General features: G+C 70.4%; 17 protein-coding genes. 6 read left to right on the plus strand and 11 right to left on the minus strand.

Features of this window, described 5'->3' with window-relative positions; all coding sequences use genetic code 11:
- Positions 1–315 precede the first annotated feature (315 nt).
- Positions 316–2,892: an ABC transporter permease gene (locus SYYSPA8_RS34010; RefSeq protein WP_323451288.1), complete on the minus strand. Its 2,577-nt coding sequence runs from the start codon at positions 2,890–2,892 to the stop codon at positions 316–318.
- The gene (locus SYYSPA8_RS34015; RefSeq protein ID WP_323451289.1) at positions 2,889–3,677 is read right to left on the minus strand and encodes an ABC transporter ATP-binding protein; all 789 of its coding nucleotides are present in this window, start codon (positions 3,675–3,677) and stop codon (positions 2,889–2,891) included. Before SYYSPA8_RS34015 ends, SYYSPA8_RS34010 begins: the two co-directional genes overlap by 4 nt.
- 463 nt (positions 3,678–4,140) lie before the next feature.
- Here SYYSPA8_RS34015 and SYYSPA8_RS34020 point away from each other — a divergent pair, with 463 nt between their 5' ends.
- The gene (locus SYYSPA8_RS34020) at positions 4,141–5,775 is read left to right on the plus strand and encodes an MFS transporter (protein ID WP_323451290.1); all 1,635 of its coding nucleotides are present in this window, start codon (positions 4,141–4,143) and stop codon (positions 5,773–5,775) included.
- Positions 5,776–5,791: 16 nt separating this feature from the next.
- On the opposite strand, the gene SYYSPA8_RS34025 is transcribed toward SYYSPA8_RS34020, so the two are convergent.
- From SYYSPA8_RS34025 to SYYSPA8_RS34040, 4 genes are all read right to left on the minus strand, one after another.
- Positions 5,792–6,694, minus strand: a complete 903-nt coding sequence (locus SYYSPA8_RS34025) for a coiled-coil domain-containing protein (protein WP_323451291.1) — start codon at positions 6,692–6,694, stop codon at positions 5,792–5,794.
- A 522-nt stretch (positions 6,695–7,216) separates the two neighbouring features.
- Positions 7,217–8,251: a tetratricopeptide repeat protein gene (locus tag SYYSPA8_RS34030; RefSeq protein ID WP_323451292.1), complete on the minus strand. Its 1,035-nt coding sequence runs from the start codon at positions 8,249–8,251 to the stop codon at positions 7,217–7,219.
- A gap of 346 nt (positions 8,252–8,597) precedes the next feature.
- Positions 8,598–8,813, minus strand: coding sequence for a DUF397 domain-containing protein (locus SYYSPA8_RS34035; protein ID WP_323451293.1), 216 nt, complete (start codon positions 8,811–8,813; stop codon positions 8,598–8,600).
- A complete protein-coding gene (locus tag SYYSPA8_RS34040; protein ID WP_323451294.1) occupies positions 8,810–9,634 on the minus strand; it encodes a helix-turn-helix domain-containing protein in 825 nt (274 codons plus the stop codon). The genes SYYSPA8_RS34035 and SYYSPA8_RS34040 overlap by 4 nt, the downstream gene beginning before the upstream one ends.
- A gap of 260 nt (positions 9,635–9,894) precedes the next feature.
- On the opposite strand from SYYSPA8_RS34040, the gene SYYSPA8_RS34045 reads away from it, so the two are divergent.
- Positions 9,895–10,119 (plus strand): hypothetical protein, encoded by a 225-nt coding sequence (locus SYYSPA8_RS34045; protein WP_323451295.1) that lies wholly within the window; start codon positions 9,895–9,897, stop codon positions 10,117–10,119.
- A gap of 295 nt (positions 10,120–10,414) precedes the next feature.
- Here SYYSPA8_RS34045 and SYYSPA8_RS34050 read toward each other — a convergent pair whose 3' ends face one another.
- The 5 genes from SYYSPA8_RS34050 to SYYSPA8_RS34070 all read right to left on the minus strand — a co-directional run bounded on the left by SYYSPA8_RS34050 (position 10,415) and on the right by SYYSPA8_RS34070 (position 16,573).
- On the minus strand, positions 10,415–10,747 hold the full coding sequence (locus tag SYYSPA8_RS34050; protein WP_323451296.1) for a hypothetical protein: 333 nt from the start codon (positions 10,745–10,747) through the stop codon (positions 10,415–10,417).
- A gap of 60 nt (positions 10,748–10,807) precedes the next feature.
- A complete protein-coding gene (locus SYYSPA8_RS34055) occupies positions 10,808–12,778 on the minus strand; it encodes a ricin-type beta-trefoil lectin domain protein (protein ID WP_323451297.1) in 1,971 nt (656 codons plus the stop codon).
- 97 nt (positions 12,779–12,875) lie between these two features.
- Positions 12,876–13,184, minus strand: coding sequence for a hypothetical protein (locus SYYSPA8_RS34060; protein WP_407706147.1), 309 nt, complete (start codon positions 13,182–13,184; stop codon positions 12,876–12,878).
- 175 nt (positions 13,185–13,359) lie between these two features.
- Entirely contained in the window at positions 13,360–15,531 is a 2,172-nt protein-coding gene (locus SYYSPA8_RS34065) for an SUKH-4 family immunity protein (RefSeq protein ID WP_323451299.1), read from the minus strand.
- Between the two features lie 7 nt (positions 15,532–15,538).
- Positions 15,539–16,573 (minus strand): SMI1/KNR4 family protein, encoded by a 1,035-nt coding sequence (locus SYYSPA8_RS34070; RefSeq protein WP_323451300.1) that lies wholly within the window; start codon positions 16,571–16,573, stop codon positions 15,539–15,541.
- A gap of 254 nt (positions 16,574–16,827) precedes the next feature.
- On the opposite strand from SYYSPA8_RS34070, the gene SYYSPA8_RS34075 reads away from it, so the two are divergent.
- The 4 genes from SYYSPA8_RS34075 (at position 16,828) to SYYSPA8_RS34090 (ending at position 22,245) form a co-directional block, all read left to right on the plus strand.
- The gene (locus tag SYYSPA8_RS34075) at positions 16,828–17,343 is read left to right on the plus strand and encodes a YwqJ-related putative deaminase (RefSeq protein WP_323451301.1); all 516 of its coding nucleotides are present in this window, start codon (positions 16,828–16,830) and stop codon (positions 17,341–17,343) included.
- 10 nt (positions 17,344–17,353) lie between these two features.
- A complete protein-coding gene (locus SYYSPA8_RS34080) occupies positions 17,354–17,845 on the plus strand; it encodes an SUKH-3 domain-containing protein (RefSeq protein ID WP_323451302.1) in 492 nt (163 codons plus the stop codon).
- Between the two features lie 754 nt (positions 17,846–18,599).
- Entirely contained in the window at positions 18,600–20,276 is a 1,677-nt protein-coding gene (locus SYYSPA8_RS34085; RefSeq protein WP_323451303.1) for a recombinase family protein, read from the plus strand.
- Between the two features lie 1,471 nt (positions 20,277–21,747).
- Positions 21,748–22,245: a P27 family phage terminase small subunit gene (locus SYYSPA8_RS34090; RefSeq protein WP_323451304.1), complete on the plus strand. Its 498-nt coding sequence runs from the start codon at positions 21,748–21,750 to the stop codon at positions 22,243–22,245.
- The last annotated feature ends 4 nt before the right edge of the window (positions 22,246–22,249 follow it).

Genomic DNA, 22,249 nt, shown 5'->3' on the forward strand with positions numbered 1-22,249 from the left:
TGTCCCCGCCGCGCCCGCTGCCGACGGCCTCGGCGACGCGTCCGGCGGCGGAGCGGGCCACCGGGGCACCTAAGTGGTCGTCGCCTTCGGCCGCGACCGGGATGCCCGCGGGCGGGACCCCGCCGCCGGCGACGCCGACCAGGCCGCCGGCCCCCTCGCCCTGAACGGGATACGGAGACGGGAACGGCCCCGGGCGTCCGCGCGGGGCGGGCGTCCGGGACCGGGTCTCCCCCGTACCCCCGTGACGGGGGCGGTCCGGTTCCGGTGGGCGGAGTCCGCCCACCGGAGCCGGTTGCCCGGTTCCATCGATCTCGGTCAGCCGTCGGTGGCGATGGCGTTCAGGACGTTCATCCGACCGGCCCGGAAGGCGGGCACCAGGGCCGCAAACAGGCCCACCAGCGCCGACGCGAGGAAGACCAGGATGATCGTCGTCCACGGGATCTCCAGGATCTTCATCCCCTCCAGGGCGAGCAGCTTCTGCGCGGCGGCGCCCCAGCCCATCCCGAGCCCCAGTCCGAGCAGCGCTCCGAAGAGGGCGATGACCACCGACTCCAGGCGGATCATCCGGCGCAGCTGGCGGCGGGAGAGCCCGATCGCCCGCAGCAGCCCGATCTCGCGGGTGCGCTCCACCACCGACAGGGCCAGGGTGTTCACGACGCCGAGGACGGCGACGACGATGGCGAGGCCGAGCAGCCCGTAGATGATGTTGAGCAGGGAGTCGATCTCGGACTTCAGCTCGTTCTTGTAATCCGTCTGGTCGCGGACCTTGTACTGGGGGTAGTCCGCGAGCGCGCTCTCCAGGGCGGCCCGGGCCTGCTTCTCCTGCCCGTCGGCGGCGGTGGCCAGGACCATGTAGCTCAGCGGGAAATCGGCCGCGGGGATGTACTCGCGGGCGGTCTCGGTGCTGAGGTACTTGGCGCCCTGGTCCATGGCGTTGTCGTCGGAGGTGATCGCCGTGACCTTGAGTTCGGCGGTCTTCCCGGCGGTGAAGTCGACGGTGAGGGTGTCCCCGATCCTCACGCCGTGCTTCTCGGCGTACTCGCTGCCGACGGAGATGGCGTTCTTGCGGTACGCGTCGGCCTGCTCGCCCTCGGCCATGTCGCGGCGCAGGTCCTTGGCGTAGGCCGGGTCGGCGACGACCAGCTCCTCCTTGGCGGTCTTGCCGTCGGGGGCGGTGATCCTGGCCATGACGAGCCGGTAGTCGGTGATCCGCTCCAGGCCCCCGACCTGCTCCAGCGCCGTACGGGCCTGCGGTACGACGGGCTGTCCATTGCTGGACTGGACGATGTAGTCGGCGCCGACGCTGCGGTCCAGTTCCTCGGTGGCCGAGGCCACCATGGAGGAGCCGACGACCGAGAGGCAGGCCACCAGGGCGAGGCCGATCATCAGGGCCGCTCCGGTGGCGCCGGTGCGGCGCGGGTTGCGCAGGGCGTTGCGCTCGGCCATCCGGCCGACGGGGCCGAAGGCCCGCAGGACGACGGTGCCCAGCGCCTTCACCACCACTCCGGCGAGGAGGGGGCCGATGACGACGAAGCCGAGCAGCGTGAGGAAGATCCCGACGCCCAGGAAGAGGGAGCCCTCGGATGCCTTCTCGGCCTGGGTGACGACGATCAGCGCGGCCGTGCCCGTACCGGTCAGGGCGAGGCCGATCAGGGCGCGGATCCAGCCGGCGCGGCCGTCGGCGGGGGTGCCGGCGTCGCGCAGGGCCGCCATCGGGGAGACCTTGCCGGCCCGCCGGGCGGGGACGTAGGCGGCGAGGACGGTCACGACCACGCCGAGGAGGACGCCGACGACGGGGGTGGTCCACTTCACCGTCAGGTCGTCGGTGGACAGCTCCATCCCGACGGCGCCCATCAGCTGCATCAGCCCGACGGCGAGACCGACACCGGCGGCGACACCGAGGACGGAGCCGACGATGCCGAGGAACAGCGACTCGATCAGCACGGACCGGTTGACCTGCTGACGGCTGGAGCCGATGGCCCGCATCAGGCCGATCTCGCGGGTGCGCTGGGCGACGAGCATGGAGAAGGTGTTGACGATGAGGAAGATGCCGACGAGGAAGGCGATCCCGGCGAAGCCGAGCATCGCGTACCGCATCACGTTCAGCATCTCGCCGACTTCTTCACGGCCCTGGTCGGCGGTCTCCTTGGCGGTGGTGAGCTTGAACTCGCCGCCGAGGGCCGCGTCGACCCGCTTCTTCAGCGTCTCGTCGGCGAGGCCGTCGACGCCGGTGATGTGGAGGTAGTTGAAGAGACCGGCCTGGCCGAGCAGCTGGCGCTGGGCGGTGGGCGTGTCGAAGTAGAAGAGCGCGGCGCCGGGGTTGGTCACCTTGAAGGAGAGCAGTCCGGAGATCTTGGCGCGGTGGTCGCCGAAGGCGGAAATGACGCGCAGCTCGTCGCCGATGGCCAGCTTCCGCTTGTCGGCGGTCTGCTCGTCGACCATCACCTCGGTGGGTCCGCGCGGGGAGCGGCCCTCGGAGATCTCCATCGCCCGCAGGTCGTTCTCGGTCCAGTTGCCGACGATGGTGGGGGCGCCGCCCGTGGGGCCGACGTCCTTGTTGCGGCCGTCGACGACGGTGGCGTTCATGACGGAGACGGAGCCCTCCGCGACCTGCACGCCCTCGACCTTCCGCACCTTCTCCAGGGCGGAGGCGGGCAGGGTCTCGGTCCTGCCGGACTGCGGGTCCTCGTCCTCGCCGTCCTTCTCCTGCGGGGCGACGGTGACATCGGTCGCGGTGACGGCGAAGAGCTTGTCGAAGGTGGTGTTCATGGTGTCGGTGAAGACGAGTGTCCCCGACACGAAGGCCACCGACAGCAGCACCGCCACCGCCGACAGCGCCATCCGCCCCTTGTGCGCGAGGAAGTTGCGCAGGGAGGTCTTGAGCACGGTCACGAGGTCCGTCCCCGGGCGTCGAAGTCCTTCATGCGGTCGAGGACGGCGTCGGCGGTGGGGCGGAACATCTCGTCCACGATCCGGCCGTCCGCGAGGTAGAGCACGCGGTCGGCGTAGGAGGCGGCGACGGGGTCGTGGGTGACCATGACGATGGTCTGGCCCAGGTCGTCCACCGAGCGGCGGAGGAAGTTCAGCACCTCGGCACCGGCGCGGGAGTCCAGGTTGCCCGTCGGCTCGTCCCCGAAGATGATCTCGGGCCGGGCGGCGAGGGCGCGGGCGACCGCGACCCGCTGCTGCTGGCCGCCGGAGAGCTGGGTGGGCCGGTGCTTCAGCCGCTCGGCCAGGCCCACCGTCTCCACCACCTTGTTCAGCCAGGCGGCGTCCGGCTTGCGGCCGGCTATGTCCATGGGGAGGGTGATGTTCTCCAGGGCGTTGAGCGTCGGCAGCAGGTTGAAGGCCTGGAAGATGAAGCCGATGCGGTCCCGGCGGAGCTGGGTGAGCTTCTTGTCCTTGAGGCCCGTGATCTCCGTGTCGTCCAGGTAGATCTGACCGGAGGTCACGGTGTCGAGGCCGGCGAGGCAGTGCATCAGCGTCGACTTGCCGGAGCCGGAGGGGCCCATGATGGCCGTGAACTGTCCCCGGTGGATGTCGACATCGACCTGGTCGAGGGCGACGACCCGGGTCTCCCCCGAGCCGTACGCCTTGACGACCTGGCGTCCGCGCGCCGCGACAGCGGTCAGCCCTCCGGCACTCCCGTGGCGGGGAATGGTCACAGGCGTTGTCACTGTAGGTCTCCTGTCGTTGCTTCGGGGACATCCGGGCCGTGCACCCGGCGGGTGCGGTGGTTTCCGGACGGTGGTGGCGCGCGAATCGAGTCTGCCGGGTCGGGCACCGGGGCGCGCTGGTGCCCGGCGCAGTCTTGGGCCGGGGGTTTTCCCCACCCCCTGCCTCCCGTGACCCCCCGGACTGCCGTGATCCCCCGGGCCTTCGGGCCGGCCCTGGGCTCCCGCTGGTTGCCGTGATCCGCTCAGGACCACAACGCTACGGAGCGGGAGCAAAGGCCACGTCGTCCCCCGGGACGAACGGCCCCCGGAACGCAGGGGGGAGGAACCCCTAGGGGTACGCAGCCGCCGGGGCCCGCCGTCTCAGGGACGGGCGGCCGGATCCGGTGCCCGTGGCCGGGGGAACAGGCCCGTCCCCTCCCGCCGTGCCCCCGTCGGTGAGAGGGTGTCCCCGACATTTACTTGTATGACGAAAGGACTTGCCGTGGGGGAGCGTCCCGGGCCGACGCCGAACGGGCCGGCCACCGGCCCCGATCCGACGGCCGACCGCCGGGGGCCCGTGGTCGCCGCCCTGATGATGGGCATGGCCCTGGCCGCCCTCGACGGCACCGTCGTCTCCACGGCCGTCCCGCAGATCGTCGCCGACCTCGGCGGCTTCTCCGTCTTCTCCTGGCTCTTCGCCGGCTACCTCCTCGCCGTCACCGTCTCCCTGCCGGTGTACGGGAAGCTCTCCGACACCCTCGGCCGCAAACCGGTGCTGATCGCGGGCATCGTCCTCTTCCTCGCCGGCTCCCTGCTCTGCGCCCTCGCCTGGAACATGGCGTCACTGATCGCGTTCCGCATCGTCCAGGGGCTGGGCGGCGGCGCCCTCCAGGGCACGGTGCAGACGATCGCCGCCGACCTCTACCCCCTGAAGGAACGCCCCCGCATACAGGCCCGGCTCTCCACCGTGTGGGCGGTCTCGGCGGTCGCGGGCCCGGCGGTCGGCGGGGCACTCGCGACCTGGGCGGACTGGCGCTGGATCTTCCTCATCAACCTCCCGGTGGGCGCGGTCGCGCTCTGGCTGATCGCCCGCCATCTGCGCGAACCCGCCCGGAAGCCGCGTGCGGAGCGGCTCCCCGTCGACTGGCCCGGCGCCCTCCTCGTCTTCGCGGCGGGTACGGCGCTGCTCACCGCGCTCGTCCAGGGCGGGATCGCCTGGCCCTGGCTCTCCGGCCCCTCGCTGGCCCTCTTCGGCGCGGGCGCGGCCCTGCTCACGGCGGTCGTCCTGGTCGAACGCCGGGCCGCCGACCCGGTGCTCCCCGGCTGGGTCTGGCGCCGGCGCACCATCGCGGCGGTCAACCTCGCCCTCGGCGCGCTCGGGGTGCTGATGATCGCGCCGACGGTCTTCCTGCCGACGTACGCCCAGTCCGTACTGGGGCTCGGGCCGGTGGCGGCCGGGTTCGTGCTGTCGGTGATGACGCTGAGCTGGCCGGTGAGCGCCGCGTACTCCAACCGCCTGTACAACCGGATCGGCTTCCGGCAGACCGCGATGGTCGGCATCGGCCTGGCGGCCCTGATCCTCGCCGCGTTCCCGCTGCTCCCCTACCCGGCCGAGCCCTGGCAACCGGCGCTGATCATGCTGCTGCTCGGGGCGGCGCTGGGTCTGTTCCAACTGCCGCTGATCGTCGGGGTCCAGGCGACCGTGGGATGGGCGGAGCGGGGCACGGCGACCGCGTCCATCCTCTTCTACCGGCAGATAGGCCAGAGCGTGGGCGCCGCCGTCTTCGGCGCGGTGGCGAACGCGGCACTGGCGTCCCGGCTGGGCGGCTCCGGCGACCTGGACGCGGTCTCGCGTTCCCTGGAGGACGCGGGCGGCCTGTCGGCGGACGCGGCCGACACGCTGCGGCGCGCGGTGGACGCGGCGGTGGACCAGGTCCACATCGGGGCGGCGGGGGCGGCGGTCGTGGCGCTGCTGGTGCTGTTGTTCCTGGCGCCGAGGAGGTTCCCGGTGCTGGAGGAGGAGCGGGACGGGGTGGGGGGTACGGCGGAGGCGGCGGGTACGGCGGAGGCCACCGGGACACCGGACGCAACGGGGACGGCGGGTACGCCGGAGCGCTGAGGCGGTCCGGGCCGGATCACCCCTCTTCCGCCGGCTTTTCGTCGCCCCCACGCCCGGTGAGGGCGGCCAGGCTGTTCCGGATATGGTCCATGTGCGCGTGGATCTGCTCGCGGGCCTCCTCGTGCTCGCCGAGGACCCGCTCGGTCTCCCGGCCCGTGCGCTCCTCCGCCAGCCGCGCCTGGGCGACGATCTCGGCGGCGCGGGCCTCCGCGTCCTCCTGGCCGTGCCGGGTGGACTCCTCCGTCTCGGCGAGGGCACGTTTCGTCCCGTCGAGCACGTCCTCGGCACGGGTGGTCAGCTCGTCGAGCCGCCGCTCGTGGTCGGCGGCGCGGGCGGCCAGTTCGAGCCCGTCGGCCTCCCACCGCTCGGCCTGCTGGGTCTCCAGACCGGCGAGCAGGGCCTCGGCGCGCTGCCGGGTCTCCTGCCACCCCTCGACGGCGTCGGCCCGCTCCCGCCCGGCCTCGGCGACGGCCTCGGCGACCAGCCGCTCGGCCTCGGCACGGGCGCCGGCCAGCGTCTCCTCGGCCTCGGCGTCGGCCGCCGACCGCACCGCCTCGGCGGCCTCCCGGGACTCCGCCCCCATCCGGAACCCGTCGCTCTCGGCGGCCTCCCGCACACTCCCCGCCTCGGCGAGCGCGTCGGCCCGCAGCTCGGCGGCCTCCTCCTCACTGAGGACGAACACCTCCCGCGCCCGCTCCCCGAGCCCTTCGTACGTCTGCGGCTCCAGCTCCCCGACGACCCCGCGCAGCCGCTCCGCCTCGGCCTCCAGCTCCTTGGCGAGCACGACGAGCCGGGCCACCCGCTCCCAGGCGGCATCCCGCTCCCGGGAGAGGGCGAGGACCCGGGCGTCGGCGGTGTCGGTGCGGTAGCCACGGCGTACGACGGTGAATCCGTGCGGCGACACCGATGCAGCGCTCATTCTTCAGCCCCTCGTGGTCCCGGTCCGACAGTGCATGAGGCGATTGTGCTCATATCCGCTCGGAACCAAGACAAACATATGTAACGCGACACCACTGTCCCCGGCGGCGGAAACACGCCGCTGGTTCGCGCGAGCGGCACCGGGGCGGCGCGCGATCAGGTGTACGCGGAGACGGGGACCGCGAAGTCGTACCCGGCGGCGGTGTGGCCCCAGACGTAGTCGTAGGGGCACAGGCCGTACTCGTTCCGGTAGGCGTAGCCGTTCTAGAACATCGCGGAGCACGTGAAGCAGTACCCGCCCACTGGTTCTGCGTCCACGGCGGCTGCCCGACGTTGTGGCGCATGAGGAGCTGCATCGGCCACGCGGACGGGTGGATGTAGGCGTGGGCCCCACCCGAGGGGCCCCCATCGCCGTACCTGGCCCTGCCTGTCCAGGCGTGATGCTTCGGATTGAAGTACCGGACGGGGACAATCGGAACGGGCCGGGCACAGCGACGGGACTGCGGGATCGGAGGTCCATTGATCACCCACTGGTGAGGCGGACAGCACGCTGCCGTAGCTGCTCGGCTTCCGCCACGGTTTTGTACCGCTCCAGACGGACCTGCATGGTGTGGGCGGTGTCGATGACTTTCACCGACCGGACGCCTTCCGCGCAGTCGAGGAATTCCGTCCAGGTGGACAGGGCTCCGTCGAGGTCGCCTCGGCGGAGGTGGATCTCGCCGAGATGGCCGAGGACGCCGACCCGGGTCCGGCGGCGGTCAAGGCCATGGATCTCCAGGGCCTGGCGGAGGTGTTCCTCGGCGCCGTCGAGGTCGCCCATCCTGGCGTGGATCATCCCCGCCGTGTAGGCCCATCTGCCTTGGCTGAAGTGCGAGGCCCAGGACTCGCCGGGCCCGCTCGTCGCGCGTTCGATGGCGGTCTGGGAGCTGGTCAGGGAATGGGTGGCCAGGCGGCGGTCGCCATCGAGGGCGGCGGCATCGGCAAGGGTGATCGTGTAGTAGGCGATCACGCGCGGGTCGGAGATGTCCTTGCCGTACTCGACGCACTTCTCGGACAGGCGCAGCGCGACCGCGTGGTGCTTGGGACCGAGGTCCATGGCCTGTACGGCGAGGCCGCGCAGGGCCGTGGCCGCCAGCTCGGGGTCTTCTGCTTCGGCGGCGAGGCGGTAGGCGTGCGCGTAGTACTGCTGGGCCCGGCCCTGGTGCTCGGGGTCGTTGCCCTCGTCCTGGGCCATCCAGCCGGCGAGGTGGACGAGCTGGGAGGTGGCGGCGAACAGCTCGCGGCCGGTGGCCTCGGTGTACTTCCCGTTCAGCCAGGGGGCCACGTCGTCGGTGAGGTAGCGGACGGCCAGGTGGCGGGCGTGTCCGCCGCCGAGTTCGGCGGCGGCGTCGCCGAGGGCTTTGACCATCTGCTTGACGGCGGCGACTTCGCCTTTACCGACCCGTACGGCTCCGGCCGGGGCCGAGGTGACGCGGCGGGTGATGCTGTCGAGGTCGGGCAGCGCGAGCGCGCTGAGAGCGTATCCGCTGGTCGCGGCCAGGATTGTCCGACGTTGCACGTCTCGTCTCCCCAACTGGATGAGTGATTCCACGGTATCCATGGGGTAACGGCCGGGGTGATCTGCTCGCGTCACTCCGGCCTGGTCCAAGCCGAGTTCGAGCCGCCGTGGCGGCAGCGGGAACGATGAGGGACCCGGCAACTGCGGCGGAAGCGCCGAGCCCGGCAGCGAGGAGCGAGCGGCACGGTAACCGTCCGGGACTGGGCTGATTCCGATCGTTCCGCATCGGGTCCCCCATCGCCATACCTGGCCCCGCCTGCCCGGGCGGGACGCTTCGGATTGAAGCACCGGACAGGGATGATCGGAACGGGCCGGGCACGGCGACGGGGCTGCGGGACCGCAGGATTTACAGTTCGGTGGAGCGGGCGAGGGCGACGAGCCCGGCGAAGGCGTGGGTGGAGAGGGTGAGGACCGGGCCGGTGGGGTGCTTGCTGTCCCGGACGGGGACGATGCCGTGGGCTGAGGCGTAGGAGGGGGCCCACTCGATGCATTCGCCACCATTGGGACCGCTGTAGCTGGACCTCACCCAATCCACTGCGCCAAGGTCGGGATTGTTGATCATGGTGCGTACTCCTCAAGGATCTTCCGAATGCGGGTCAGGGATTCGCTCTGGCCAAGTGCCTCTGCTCGCAGACGATCGTAGGTATCAATGGCGGCAGATGTGATCTTGGGGGTGTCCTGCGGTCGCCCACCTTGCGGGCCTTCCGCATGTAGCACCGTAGGCGCGTCGTCGAAGGCCAGCAACGTGAACGGGGCATCGGTCGCCGGTGGACAGCCGAAGGGCATGAATTGGAGTGTCACGTTGGGCCGTTCGGCATCTTCCAGCAGACGCTTCAACTGGCGTTCCATGATCTGCGGTCCCCCCATGACGACCCGCAGCGAGGCTTCGTGGAGTACGACCCAGAGCACGGGAGGCGCCGGGTCTGTCCGGTCGAGGACTTCCCGTCGACTCGCACGTTCCAGCACCTTGGCATCAATGGTGGACGAGCTGAAGCGGGATGGCCCCCGCCGATAGAGCGCGCGGGCGTACTCCGGGGTCTGAAGCATTCCCATCACGTACAGAGTTGAGTACGTGAAGATCCTTGATGCCTTCCGCTCATGCTGGAGATACGGCACGAACCACGTCGGGTGATCGCCCTCAACGGCACTTTGCCGCTGCCGCGCCATCATCGCCCCGGTACCGAACGCGCGGTCACACCCCTCGGCAAACTTCGCACTGGGGACGATGGTCGCACGTTCCACCTTGGACACGTACGCCCCGGAGTAACCGACGGCCGCCCCCAGCCCTCGGACGCTCATCCTGCGCGCCAATCGCATCTCTCGCACGTCAACGCCGAAGATTTCGACAGGAGTCAACACTTTCTGGGTCTCGTCGTCATCCATGGCTCCGACCTCCGATTTTATCTCTGAGGTTAGATCGAACTGCGATTCGAGCTGTCGAATTATGTCGTTCAACAGCCCTACGCATGTGAGTAGTTGTGCTCATCTAGTCACCCAACGAAACCCGGCGGCGAAGGGAATGGTCACGTGATCACAACTGCTACAAAAGCCCCCACCCGCGCCGACGACTCCGCTGGCCTGATCGCGCAGATACGGACCGCTGACCCGATCGCCGAGCGGCGTTACCGGAGGGCGAGGGTGACATGAACGAGGCTCTCGCGGTGGGCACGCTGGCCTTCGACATGGTGACCGGGACGATCGGGGTGGTGATGGCGGAGTACGGAACGCGGTACTACCTGCGTCCGCCACACGGTGGGTGCGAGTGGGACGCGCCCCGAGACGAAATCCGACCCGCGACCGTGGCCGATCGGATCAGGCCCGCGCTGACCGAAGCGAATGTGCGCAGCAGCGCGGGAGGCTTCCTGTGAAGAAGCTCAAGGAGCGTGCCGCGACAGCGGTGCTCATAGGCGCCTACCTCTCCGTCGTCGGGCTGCTGATATCCGCCGCGCGCGACCAGCTCTGAACCACCCATCCCCCAGGCCCCGCTTCCGCGCGGCAGTGGTCCCTTGCCCACTGCGCACCACCGCGCGGGAGCGGACCCCGGCCCCGGTCGCCATTCCGTTCCCCCGCACAGGCGACCGGGGCCGGACCCCATGGCTGCACAGCGAACACACGCAACGGCCCCGCTCTCCCGGAGCGAGAGAGCGGGGCCGTCTGCCACTGTTACGGCGTTGGAGAGGCTGCCGCCACCGGGGGAGGCCTGGGAACCACGGCGGGGGTCGCCATGCCGTTCTCCTCCAGCGCGATGGGGCCCAGTTCGACGCTGCGGACCAGGACACCGGGGAAGTCCTCGAACCGCTCCAAAGCGTTCGCAATGGCTCCGGTGAGGGTGTCAGCCGGAACGATGCAGATGAACCGGCTGTGACCCGGCCGCTCGGCCAGCCCCAGGGCTCCGTCGTGGAAGCGTTCGAGGTGGTCCAGGGTGGAGGACTGCTCCTCGGTCAGCGGGGCGTCCAACACAAGATTGAAGTGCCACTCACGAAGCGCATCGCTCATGCTCTCTGATGAACTCATAGATCCTCTTCGCTTCGGTCCCGGTGCTCCGAGCGTTGCCGATCAGTGGAGCTGGAGGGACCACTCCTGCTTCGAACCACCCTTGCAGGTCCACACCCCAAGCTGCTTGAAGTCGGAGTTGTGGGTCAGGCAGTCGTCGTCGGAGATCTGGATCCGGTACTTGCCGTTGCCGGCGTCGACGAACTCCCACTTCTGGTTGGAGGTGTTGCCCCATGCCTGCTGCTCGGCGACATAGGTGTCCGGGTTCATCGTGAGGTTGTACCCGAGGTCGTTGACGATCCGGTACCGGCCCCCGCCCAGCGGTTTGATCGTCCAGGTGGAGCCCTTGTAGCCCAGGATGCCGCTCAGGATCGGCTGGCCCCAGCTCGCGTTCTCGTTCGGGGCCGTCGCGCCCAGACCGTTGAAGAGCTTCAGGAACAGCGGCCGCTCGGTCGGGATGCTGGAACCGCCGCCACCGGGGTTGGGCTTCGGGTCGGTCGGTGTGATCACGCCGCCGGAGGTGGATTCGAGGATCCACTCCTGCTGCCAGCCGCTCTCGCAGGTCCACACCCCGAGCTGTTTGAAGTCGGAGTGGTGGGTGAGGCATTCGTCGCCGGAGATCCGGATCTGGTACTTGCCGCTGCCGACCGAGGCCAGCTCCCACTTCTGCCGGGACGAGTTGCTCCACGGCTGGATTTCGCCCAGGTAGCTGCCGCTGTTCTTGGTGAGTTCCAGACCGTAGGAGCTGGTGATCCGGTACTTGCCGCCGCCCACCGAGGTGAGCTTCCACTTCGACTCGTTGCCGCCCCTGATCCCGGGGACGACCGACGCGCCGGCGGAACCGCCGACCGGGAGGGCGCCCAGACCGTTGGAGAGCTTCAGATACACGTCGGCGCCGTTGCCGGGCGTGGTCGGGTTCGTCGGCTTGGACGGGATGTTGCCGCCCCAGGCCCAGTTCTGGTTGGGCGCGTCCCGGTGGTCGGCGGAACCGCAGGCCCAGCCCACCACCGTGCTGCCGTTGGCGGTCCGGCCGCTGTAGTTGTCGACGCAGACGTCCTTGGACCGGTCGTCCTGGTCCGTCATGTGCCGCAGACTGCCGCTGGGCGACATGTGCCAGCGCTGACCGGGGATCTCCAGGCAGTCCCAGACCTGGAGCTTGGTCCCGTTCGCGGTTCCGTTGCTCGCCAGGTCCAGGCACTTGCCGTTGGCCGCCCGCAGCTTGTAACCGTTGTAGGTCCACTTCTGCGCGTCGCCGCCGTTGCACTCCCACAGCTGCACGGGGGTGCCGTTCGCGGTGCCGTTGCCGCTGACGTCCAGGCAGGCCTGGTAGCCGGGCCTGCTGGAGTCGGGGGTCAGGCTGCCGGTCCTGCTGCCGTGGCCGGAGCGCGCGGGAAAGTGGATGGTGCGCACGTCGCCGTCGCACTTGTAGGGCCGCGCGGTCTTCGCCCGGCAGAGCCACGGCTCCTTCTTGACGGTGTCGCTGTCGTTGCCGACGAACGCCCAGTTCAGGTAGCCGCCGTCGCCCCGGTTACGGAAGGTCGAGTCCCCCTGGAAGACCCAGATCCGGAAGATGTCGTAGCCGGAGGGCTCCCTTTGTTCCTTGTCCATGAAGTGGTTGAGCTTGTAGGTGGTGGCGATCAGCACCCCCTTCATGTCGGCCTTGTGCTCGTTGTGGAACCACTCGGTGTTGTACAGGTCGGTGCCCACGGTCTTGAACACCATGACGTTGAAGCCCGGGAACTTCTCGCTCAGCTTCGTCGCGGTGCTCTGGGTGAACTCCGCGTTGGTCAGCTTGTTGGCGTTGGCGGCCCTGCGCATGCCCTTGATCATGTCGAACGAGGCGCCGATCAACGAGGTCATGCAGTTGCCGCCGCCCGGCACGGCCGGGGTTCCGCAGGTCTTGTCCACGGGGAACGGCGTCGGCGCGGCCTGGGCCGGAGCGGTCAGGACCGGCGACACGGTCAGGCCGGAGGCCACGGCGACTGCGGCGACTCCGCAGGCCAGGGCGCGTTTCAGACGGGACAGGGGTTTCATGGCAGAAGCGTCCTTCTTGTCGAAAAGACGGACGCTAGGCCCCGGGATTTGCTATCCCGTGGCTCCTGACGGCATCCATACGTCAAGGTCAGGAGGCTTAACGCCTTTTCGCGCGCCAGCCTGTAGGGACTACGGCTGGGGTGGACATGCCGTTGTCACGGAGGTCGAAGTGGTCCATCTCCACACTGCGGACCAGGACCCCCGGGAAGTCTTCGAAGAAGCCGAGAGCTTCCGCGACGGCACCGGTCAGGGTCTCCGACTCGAAGGAGCACATGAACCGGGAGTAGCCCGGTCGCTCCGCCAGGCCGATACGTCCGTCGTTGAAGCGGTCGAGGTGGGCCAGGGCGTCGGACTGCTCCTCTGTGAGCGGGGCGTCCAGTACGAGGTTGAAGTACCAGTTACGCACAGTCTTCTGGTGTCGGTCTCCGAGTGCCATGTCACCACGTCGTACTCGCCTGCGAGCGGACAGGCGGCGGAACCGGGGCCGGACCGCCCGAACGGGTGACCGCACCCCCGGTGGCGGACGCCGAAGGGCCCCGGTCCTCTCCTCATGAGAGAACCGGGGCCCTTCGCTCAGCAGCTCAGAGCAGGCCGTCCCACATCTGCTCCAGCAGGACGAACCACCAGTTGTCCGGGGAGGAGAGCGCCGCCGGGTCCAGCGCCGCCAGGTGGGCCTGGAAATCGACCGTCCAGCGGCCGGCCTGTTCCGGGGTGAGGCCGTAGCGGAAGCGCCACATGCGGCCCAGCATCGCCATGCAGCGCACGAACTCGGGCAGGCCGGAGTTCACGAACTGCGGTACCGCCGGGCGCCCGTCCAAAGCCGCCTCCAGCGGGACGGCGACGATGTGGGCGGTGCCGTACTGGACGCAGATCTGGCGGCCGAAGTCGTTGCCCAGCACCAGATAGGACGTGGCGTCCGGCGCGGACTGGATCTGCCGCTGGGCCGCCAGCTCCGCGAGCGTGGGGACGACCGGGTGGGCCGGCTGCGCCCAGAAGAACGGATTGAAGTCGGCCGGCAGCCCCGCCCACGCGAGGGTCGCCGCCACGACCTCCGGCACCCCCTGCCGGGACACCGCCTGCTGGTCGAACCGGCAGATGCCCTGCGGTCCGAACGCGGCCGCCAGCTCCTGCGCCAGGGCCTGCGGCGGCACCGGCGGGGCCGTCTGCACCGGTGGCAGCGGGGCCCGGACCGGGGCCGGGCGGGCGGGGCCGTCGGCGACCTGGTGCAGTTCGCCCTGGTGGGTCAGGAGCTGGGCCATGCCCTGCTGCCGGCCGGCGTGGTCCGTTCCGTACGGCGCGATGCTGGTGATCCGGGCCTGCGGCCAGGTCTCCGCGATCATCCGCGCGCAGTACCCGCCGGGCAGCCGGCAGGACTCCAGTTCGGTGTGGAGTTCCAGTACCTGCTGCGGCGGCACGCCGAGGGCGCGCAGCTCGTGCAGGATCTGCCACTCCGGGTGCGGGGTGCCCGGCGCGGAGCGGCGGATCAGCTGGGCCTCGGAGCCGTCGGGCGCCCGGTAGCGCAGGACGGCCTGGTAGCCGGGGCCGACGGTCGGCACTCCGGCCGGCTGCTGGGGATAGCCGTACGCGGCGGGCGGCGGGCCGGGGGGACCGGGCGGCGGGGTCGCCGACGCCGGAGGTGCCAGGACGGTCGGCGCGTGGTGCACCCCCTCCGGCGGCGTGGCAGGCACGGGCGGCGGCGGCGGACCGGGCGGCGGGGTCGGAGACGCCTGAGGTGCCGGAGGTGCCAGGACGGTCGGCGCGTGGTGCACCCCCTCCGGCGGCGTGGCAGGCACGGGCGGCGGTACGGGCGGCACCGGGCGTTCCGGCGGCAGCTCCGGGCTGTGCCGAGTGGGCCGGTAGCCGCTCGCGGGCACACCGGGGGCCCCGGGCCCGGACGGCGGCGGGGTCGCGGCGGGCGGGGGCGTACCCGTGCCCTGGACGGGCGGCGTCGACGGGGTCGGCGGCGTCTTCGGTGCGTCCGGCTTCGGTGCGTCCGGCTTCGGCGCGTCCGGCTTCGGCGCGTCCGGCTTCGCGGTGGCGGCCGCGCTGTCCGCGACCGCGCGCATCACCTTCTCCCGGGACTCCCTCACCGTCGGCGGCAGCTGACTGCCCCCGGGGATCAGCGCCGTCGGCAGCTCCGCGTCCGCATCGGCGTAGGCGGCCTCGCGCTCCGAGCGGCCGACCGGCGCCGTGTAGACGGTGTCGGGCAGCGGCACGGAGGCGTCGTCGTCCGTATCGTCGCTGCTCGTATCGTTCCAGCGCGTCGGCGTGCCGGTGCCCGCGGCGGGCGTACCGGGAGCATCCGACACCTCGTCGCCGCCCCGGGGACGGCCGCCCGCCTGGGAGGCGTCGGACGCCGACGACGCCGTGGGCTCCGCAGTACGGTCGGCCGGGGCCTCCTCCAGCCACTCCGGCGGACTCAGCAGGAACGACGTCTGGTTCTGGTCGATCCGCCTCGGCGCCTGCGGCACGGCGGCGGCCGGGGCGTCGCCGCGCCCGCCGTACTCCTCCTCGTACCGCCGGATCACCTCACCCACCGGCAGTCCGGGCCACAGCGTCGCCTCGCCACCGTCCCGGGCGACGACCAGCCGCTGTTCCCCGCCGTCGGCGCGCGCGCCGCCCTCGCGGTCCTCGGCCCACGCCACGAAGCCGAGTGCGAACTCGCGCACCCGCACCTCCCGGTGCTGGTACGGCGGCATGTCGCCGTTGATCCACTCCTCGGCGCGCTCCTGCGCCTGCGCGAACGTCACCATCGGCGCGTCACTCCCCGTCCCGGACGGGCACCGCGCGCGCGAAGCCGCCGTCCACCATCAGCTTCGCCACGTTCTCCAGCTCGGGCGGGCTGCCCGCGAGCCGCTTCAGGAAGGCGTCGAAGTCGTCGCCGCAGGGCAGCAGCAGCTTCTCCACCCGCTCCTCCACGGGCAGCCCGTCCCGGTCGCGGGAGTCGTCGTACGCGCAGAACCAGACCGAGCCGGTCGCCGGGCCCCGCGTACGGATCGCCAGCAGGCCGCCCTGGACATAGCCGACACCCAGGAAGTCCTTGGTCAGATGGTCGCGCAGGCACTTGTTCACGTACACGAGGTCATTGAGGGACGCCTCGTCCCGCACGGTCAGGAACGGCTGGTCCACCAGCAGCCCCAGCTCCGGATCGAGCGCCACCCCGGCCGGCGCGCAGCCGCCCGCCGCCTTCAGGAACGAGCGGTACGCGCCGGGCAGCCGGAACCCGAGATCCTCCTCGACGCCCTGAAGCTGCTGCTCCGTGACCGCGAGGGCCCCCTTCGGCAGCCGGAAGTGCGGGGGCCTGGCCTCCTGGAGCGGGCGGGTGCCGCGCTTGTCCTGGTCGACGGGGGTCGTGGCCAGACCGCCGTGGTGCCGCAGCAGGGCCTTGACCTCGACGGGGATCAGTTCGAGGCGGCGGGAACCGCGTACGTGGTGCCAGGTCCAGCCGTGCGGGGTCGCCACGGCGGGCAGCGTGTCCCACAGCGGATGGCCGCTCGCGTGCAGGGCGGCGTTGGCCGAGACGTAGTCGGTGAGCCGCAGTTCGTCGACGCCGAAGCCGGCCGGGGGCTCGGCGATCTCGGCGGCGGCACGGGCGTACGCGGAGAAGTCCGGGTAGCCGTCGGCGTCCACCCGCACCCCCCGCGGATGGCGGGCCGCCCGGACCGGGTCCGGGAAGTGCACGAGCTGACCGGCGTAGGCCGCGTTCGGCACGGCGGCACGACCGGGCGCGGCCGGTGCGGCTCCCTGGGCCGGGACGCCGGGAGGGGCCCCCAGTCCTTGCCGGTCTGTCGTCATGGCGATCCGCCCCCTGCTGGCTGCTGACTGTCCGGGAACAGCCTAAGCGGTGGTACCCCGCCCGCCCCAGGACCGGCGGCCGCCGCACCCGCCGACCGCCCGGAGAGCCGTATCGGCGACTGCGCACTGTCACAGCCGGGTGACCGAACGCCCACGGCCCGACACGCTTCATCGACCCAGCTTCCCCACGCAGCGTCGCATTTGGCACGCTGTTCCTTCACTTCGGGGGAGTGCGGGGAGGAAACGACAACGCCATGCACACAGCGCGATCAGACAGTCCGACCACGACGGGGGATCCCCGGCTCAGCTGGAGCGCCACCGGTGAGGTCCGGCCACCGGCGCTCAGCCACCGCCGCGACGGCATCCTGCCCGCCGTCGCGGCGGCGCTCTCCGTCCGGGGCGAGACCCTCAAATCCACGGCGGGCAAGGGGGACCAGCCGCCCGAGCTGCACCCGCTCGTACGGGACTTCCTCGACGCCCTGCCGAGCGGGCAGCGCGAGCGGTTCACCGGGCGCTGCGCCGAGGCGATCCTGCTCTCCCGCCATCTCGCCACCGCCGAGACCCACCGCTCCAAACGGGCCCGCCGGCGCCCGCTGTCGCACAGCGAGGCAAAACGTGCCCTGAAGTACGCGAAACTGACGGCACGCAGGATCCGGGAGGACGGTGACCCGCTGCACGGCAGCTACGCACCGCCCTGCCGCTCCTGTACGGCGATGCTCGACCACTTCGGGGTCCGCGCCGTGGACCCGACCGCACCCGAGAACGGCTGAACCAGCACCGATGTCCGACAAACTCAGCACCACCCGGTTTCCGGTCGCCGTCGACGCGGCGCTGCGCGACGCGGGGTGGCAGCCCGGCCGCTGGGACATCAAGCTGGCCGAGCACTGGGCCGACACCCTGCGCGCCTACGAGTCCCCCGCCGGGCACCGGCACACCGTCTCCCCGGCGGCCGTGGAGGCCTGGGCCGAATTCGGCGGCCTGCGCGTCGCCGGCCCGGGTCCGGGGCGGCAGACCGCGCCCCCCGTGGTCCGCTTCGAGCCCCTGGCCGGGCTGCACCTCGCACGGACCTTCGCGGACCTGGGGCGGGCGCTGGACACGGAGATATCGCCGCTCGGAGTCGAGGGCGACGACCAGGCGATGCTGGCGATCGACGCGGAGGGACGGATCTACAGCGTCGACCACACCGGCGACTGGTACGTGGGCCCGGACCTCGACCGGGCACTGACCTCGCTGGTCACGGGGCTGTTGCCGAGGCGGTTGGCTCTGGGCTGAGGTTTGTGCGGGTCGGTTGTGTCGGTCACCCCGGGCGGGGTACGGGTCCGTCCTCAATCGCCGGACAGGCTGGATTTGTGCGGGTGATCGTCGGGGACCAGTCCCCGAGCCCCTGCGCCTCAATCGCCGGCGGGGCTTGATTTGTGCGGGTTGGCGGTGCCCTCGGGGGTGGGGTGCGGGTCGGTTGGTCGGTCACCCGGGGCGGGGTGGGGGTCCGTCCTCAAGCGCCGGACGGGCTGGATTTGCTCGGGTTGCCGGTGCCCCCGGGGGTGAGGTGCGGGTGGTTGTCCGGTGGCGGGTTGGCGGGGGCCTCCGGGCTCACCTCCTCGGGGTCGGCGGACCGAAGGCCATCCGTCAGCGCGAGCCGGACTTCCCGCCGATCCCCTGCGGGGGCGACCCTGCACCCCCCACCCACACACCCCAGGAACACCCACCAGCCCCAGCACCCCCGAAACCACCAGCCCGAACGGGGAAAGAACACGGGCCAGCCCCTCGTTCGAAGCCCGCCCGGGACGACCCGAGACGAAACCGGAACCCGCACCCTCCTTCCCCCCCGCCGGGGGTACCGGCCACCCTCCGGCTGGTCCGTGGGCGGGGGTGCAGGGTCGCCCCCGCAGGGGATCGGCGGAGACCCACCCGCACACAACCCCGTGAACACGCTCGCCGACCCCGAGGACGCCAACCCTGCCTAATGGCAGTTGAGGCCAGCACCGGTCTCCACACCTCCTAGACCTAGGTAGTGGGGAGACCAATCATGGGGATGACCAGCACGGACGCGCCGGTGACGCCGTACGACGGATGCGGGAAGTGCCTGATCGGACTGCGCAGGCTGTCGCGGGTGAAGGGTGCGACCAGCAGCCCGCAGCGGCAACAAGCTCTCATCCTGGACGCCGCTGAGGCGGTGGGCGGGCACATCATCGCGTGGGCCGACGACTGGGAGGTCTCCGGTGCCACGGACCCCCGCACCCGCCCCGGATTCGGCCCGTGGCTGCGGGACGAGAAGGGCCCGTACAACGGGATCGTCGGCTCGGCCGTCGACCGCATCGGCCGCAACGTCGTAGACGTGCTGTCCACGGCCTACGCCAACCACAGCGCGGGCCGGATCCTGGTCACAGCGGACCACAACGGCGTCTGGGACCTGACCGACTCGAACCAGGAAAACGAACTCACCCTCAAAGCCATGGGTGCCCAGATGGAACACCGGTCCATTCGGGAGCGGAACAGGCAGGAGACCCACCGGGCCCGCGCTGCGGGACAGATCGCCAACCGTCCGTCGTACGGGTACCGAAACGTGCGCCCCGCCCCGACACAGAAGGTCACCCATCGGGAGCTGGAGACTCACTCCGCCGAAGTGCTGCGTGATGCCGCACGGCGGATCCTGCTGGACGAGACAGGGACCACCACCCCGTATACGGAAGCGGCACGGCTGACACTCGCCGAGGAACTGTCCCCGATGGACTGGCTTGCGGTGGAGTACGGGCGGGAACCGAAGGGTTCCGCGTGGGGCGGGAAGGCCCTGCGAGAGATGCTGCTGAGCGAAGCCGCCCTCGGCTACCTCATGCACAAGGGCCGCCCCGTACTCGACAAGAACGGCAAGCCGTACCGGGTCGGGCCCCCGCTGTGGGACCGGGCCACCCACCTGGCGCTCAAGGCCAAGCTGAACCCCGCCCCCGGCAAGGTGTCCCGTCCCCGCGCGCCGATGCAGAAAACCCGCCTTGGCGGCGGGCTCGCCACCTGCGGGAACTGTGGGTCGAACATCTACCGCAACGGCACTACCGGAACGAACAAGGCACCCGCCTACCGGTGCACCGCCAAAAGCAGGGGCATCCCCGGAGCGCAGCACTGCGGACGCAAGCGCAGAGAGCTGACGATGCCGGATGTCGTCGCGGCACCGATCATCGCCCGTGCCGAGCTGGACGCGATCGTTGAGGGATGGTTCCTGGAGACCTTCGGATCCTTGATGCTCATGCGGTCCGTGTACGACCCCGGCACGGGGCACGCCGCCGAAATAGCCGACCTGGAAGCAGCCCGCGCACGGCTCCGCGAAGACCGCCAGACAGGCATCTACGACGATCCGGCGGACGCGGCATGGTTCCGGGACCGGTACGCGGAGATCGGCCGCGAAATCACCGAACTCAAGAAACTCCCGGACCGTCCGGCAGGCTGGACCACCGTCCCCACCGGAAAGACCGTCGCCGACGAATGGCACGCCACCAACACCGAAGCAGCCAAGCGGGAAATGCTGGAAGCGCACGGCGTAAAGGTGGTGCTCCACCCGGCGGGACACGGGGAACGCGTCGTCATCACCACCACCCTCGCGCACTACCCCGGGGCTGAGGCTGCCCCGCTCGCAGGTGACCAGACGCACCCCACAATGCGAGACGGACGCGGCAACCGTCTCAACCAACCCGCGTTCTACGCCGCTGCCTGACAGATAGGCTCACAACAGCCCGTGCCGACATGGGTGCACAGGTCAGGAACGGCCCCCCGCGAGGGGACGCACTACGGTCGTACCGCCCCTCTGAGCCCCCGACGGCCCCCGTGACCGTCGGGGGCTCTGCCGTGCCCGCACACGGGCGCACAGGGCCTGTCCTCGGGCTGCTCGCCGGCGGGGCCGGTCCGGGGCTCCGCAGCGGGAAGGGGTCAGCGGGCCGATGGCTGATGAGATGACGTTTTGGTACTTGGTTTTGATTGCACATAAAAAAATAGAGAGAAACCAAAGAACACCCTCCGTCTGTCATGCCGCCATGACCGGTCCGGGTCCGGGCCATCGCTGGTCCTTACTACTGGTGCACGAGGAGACAGCCGCTCGGCTCCGCTACGGCGGACAGGCCATCGTCGGTCCTTACTACTAGTGCAACCGAGAGACCGGGATTACCGCACACCCGCCCCGCAGAGGGGGACACGGTGGTCTGAGTGCCCGGCCTCTCAGCAAGCTCTGCCCGTGCAGCACGCACCCAACCGGGGTGGCCGCTGCCTCGCTCGTGATCGGGCACCATGTCGCCAGATCACATGGCATCCACGAAGTTCGGGAGTCTGTCACCGTCCAGCAAGCCATGCAGTGAAACCTGACGCAATGCATGCGGTCACCACGGCCAACAGGCGCACGGGGACACGCTCCACGGTGATGCGGAGTCCACCAATCCGCACATCGATAGCAGGGGTGGCACCGTTGACAGGCATGGGTCGACCCTGCGTGGTAATCGGTATATCCAGAAGTGTTTGCCCAGGTCACGGTGCACGTGCATGGGTAATGGGGACTCCTGGCATCGCCCTAGGCAGGACGCACATCCCGAAGATAGACCGACAACCCGCATTCTCATTATTCGATCTCGGTTATTTGGACAGGGATTCAGGTTCCCTAGTGCCAGATGTGAGGAGGGGCACCGTTCCCAGACGACCCCGCCGCCCCTGCACCATCCCCGGGTGCCCTGAACTGACCCCCCGGGGCGGCCGCTGCCCCGCTCATGAGCGTGAGGCGAACCGCGAGCGTGCGTCCCGGGGTTCGACGTACGACGTGCGTTGGCAGCGCATCCGGCGCGCGTACCTCTACAACCATCCGTGGTGCGTGCTCTGCGGGACCGCTGCGACTGTGGCCGATCACTTCCCGCTCAGCCGGCGAGAGCTGGTGGCGAGGGGTGAGCCGAACCCGGACGCATGGAAGCATCTTCGGCCCTTGTGCACGTCGTGCCACAACCGGGAGACCGCGCGGAACCAACCGGGCGGGTTCGCTGCCGAACGGCGCTCTCAGCGCGAGTCGGGCGAGGTTCCGCCGTTCTGACGCGGTGGCCCCCGGGCGGGGTCCCCCTGCCCCTCCCACGGCTGAGCGGGCGGGAGAGAAAACACTCTCACCGGGGCTGTGGCCGTTTTTGGGAACCCTTCGGCAGTGGAATGGAGGCTGCATGGCCGACCGGTACAGACCGACACCCGCAATCCAGCGGGCACGGGAAGGAAACCCGTCGAAAGCAGCGATCAGAGAAGGGGTCGTGGTCCCGCGCGCGATCCTCGCCGAACCGGATTGGGTGGAGGTCTTCCGGTTCTCCCCTGATTCCAAGGTTGAGTCCGCGAACGTCCGGTGCCGCGATGTGGCTTCACAGGAATGGCGGCGCATCGTCCCCATCCTCGAAGTGGCGGCCGGTATCGGTGAAGTCGACCACACCACCGTGAAAGACCTCTGTGTCTGCGTAGCCCGTATCGACCAGGCCGAGCGGGACCTTTCCGAACGCGGGCTCATGGTGACCGCCGAGCGCGGAACGGTGAAGAACGGGTCCGCCACGATCGCAGGGCAGTACCGGACACAACTCGCCCGCTACATCCGCGAACTGGGCTTGTCGCCGAGTTCCCGCATCGCCATCACCGCACCCGAGTTCGATGACGACGATGACGACATCTTTGACTAGTGGA

Source organism: Streptomyces yaizuensis (genome assembly GCF_034961445.1).
In the GTDB taxonomy this organism is placed as follows: Bacteria; Actinomycetota; Actinomycetes; order Streptomycetales; family Streptomycetaceae; genus Streptomyces; species Streptomyces yaizuensis.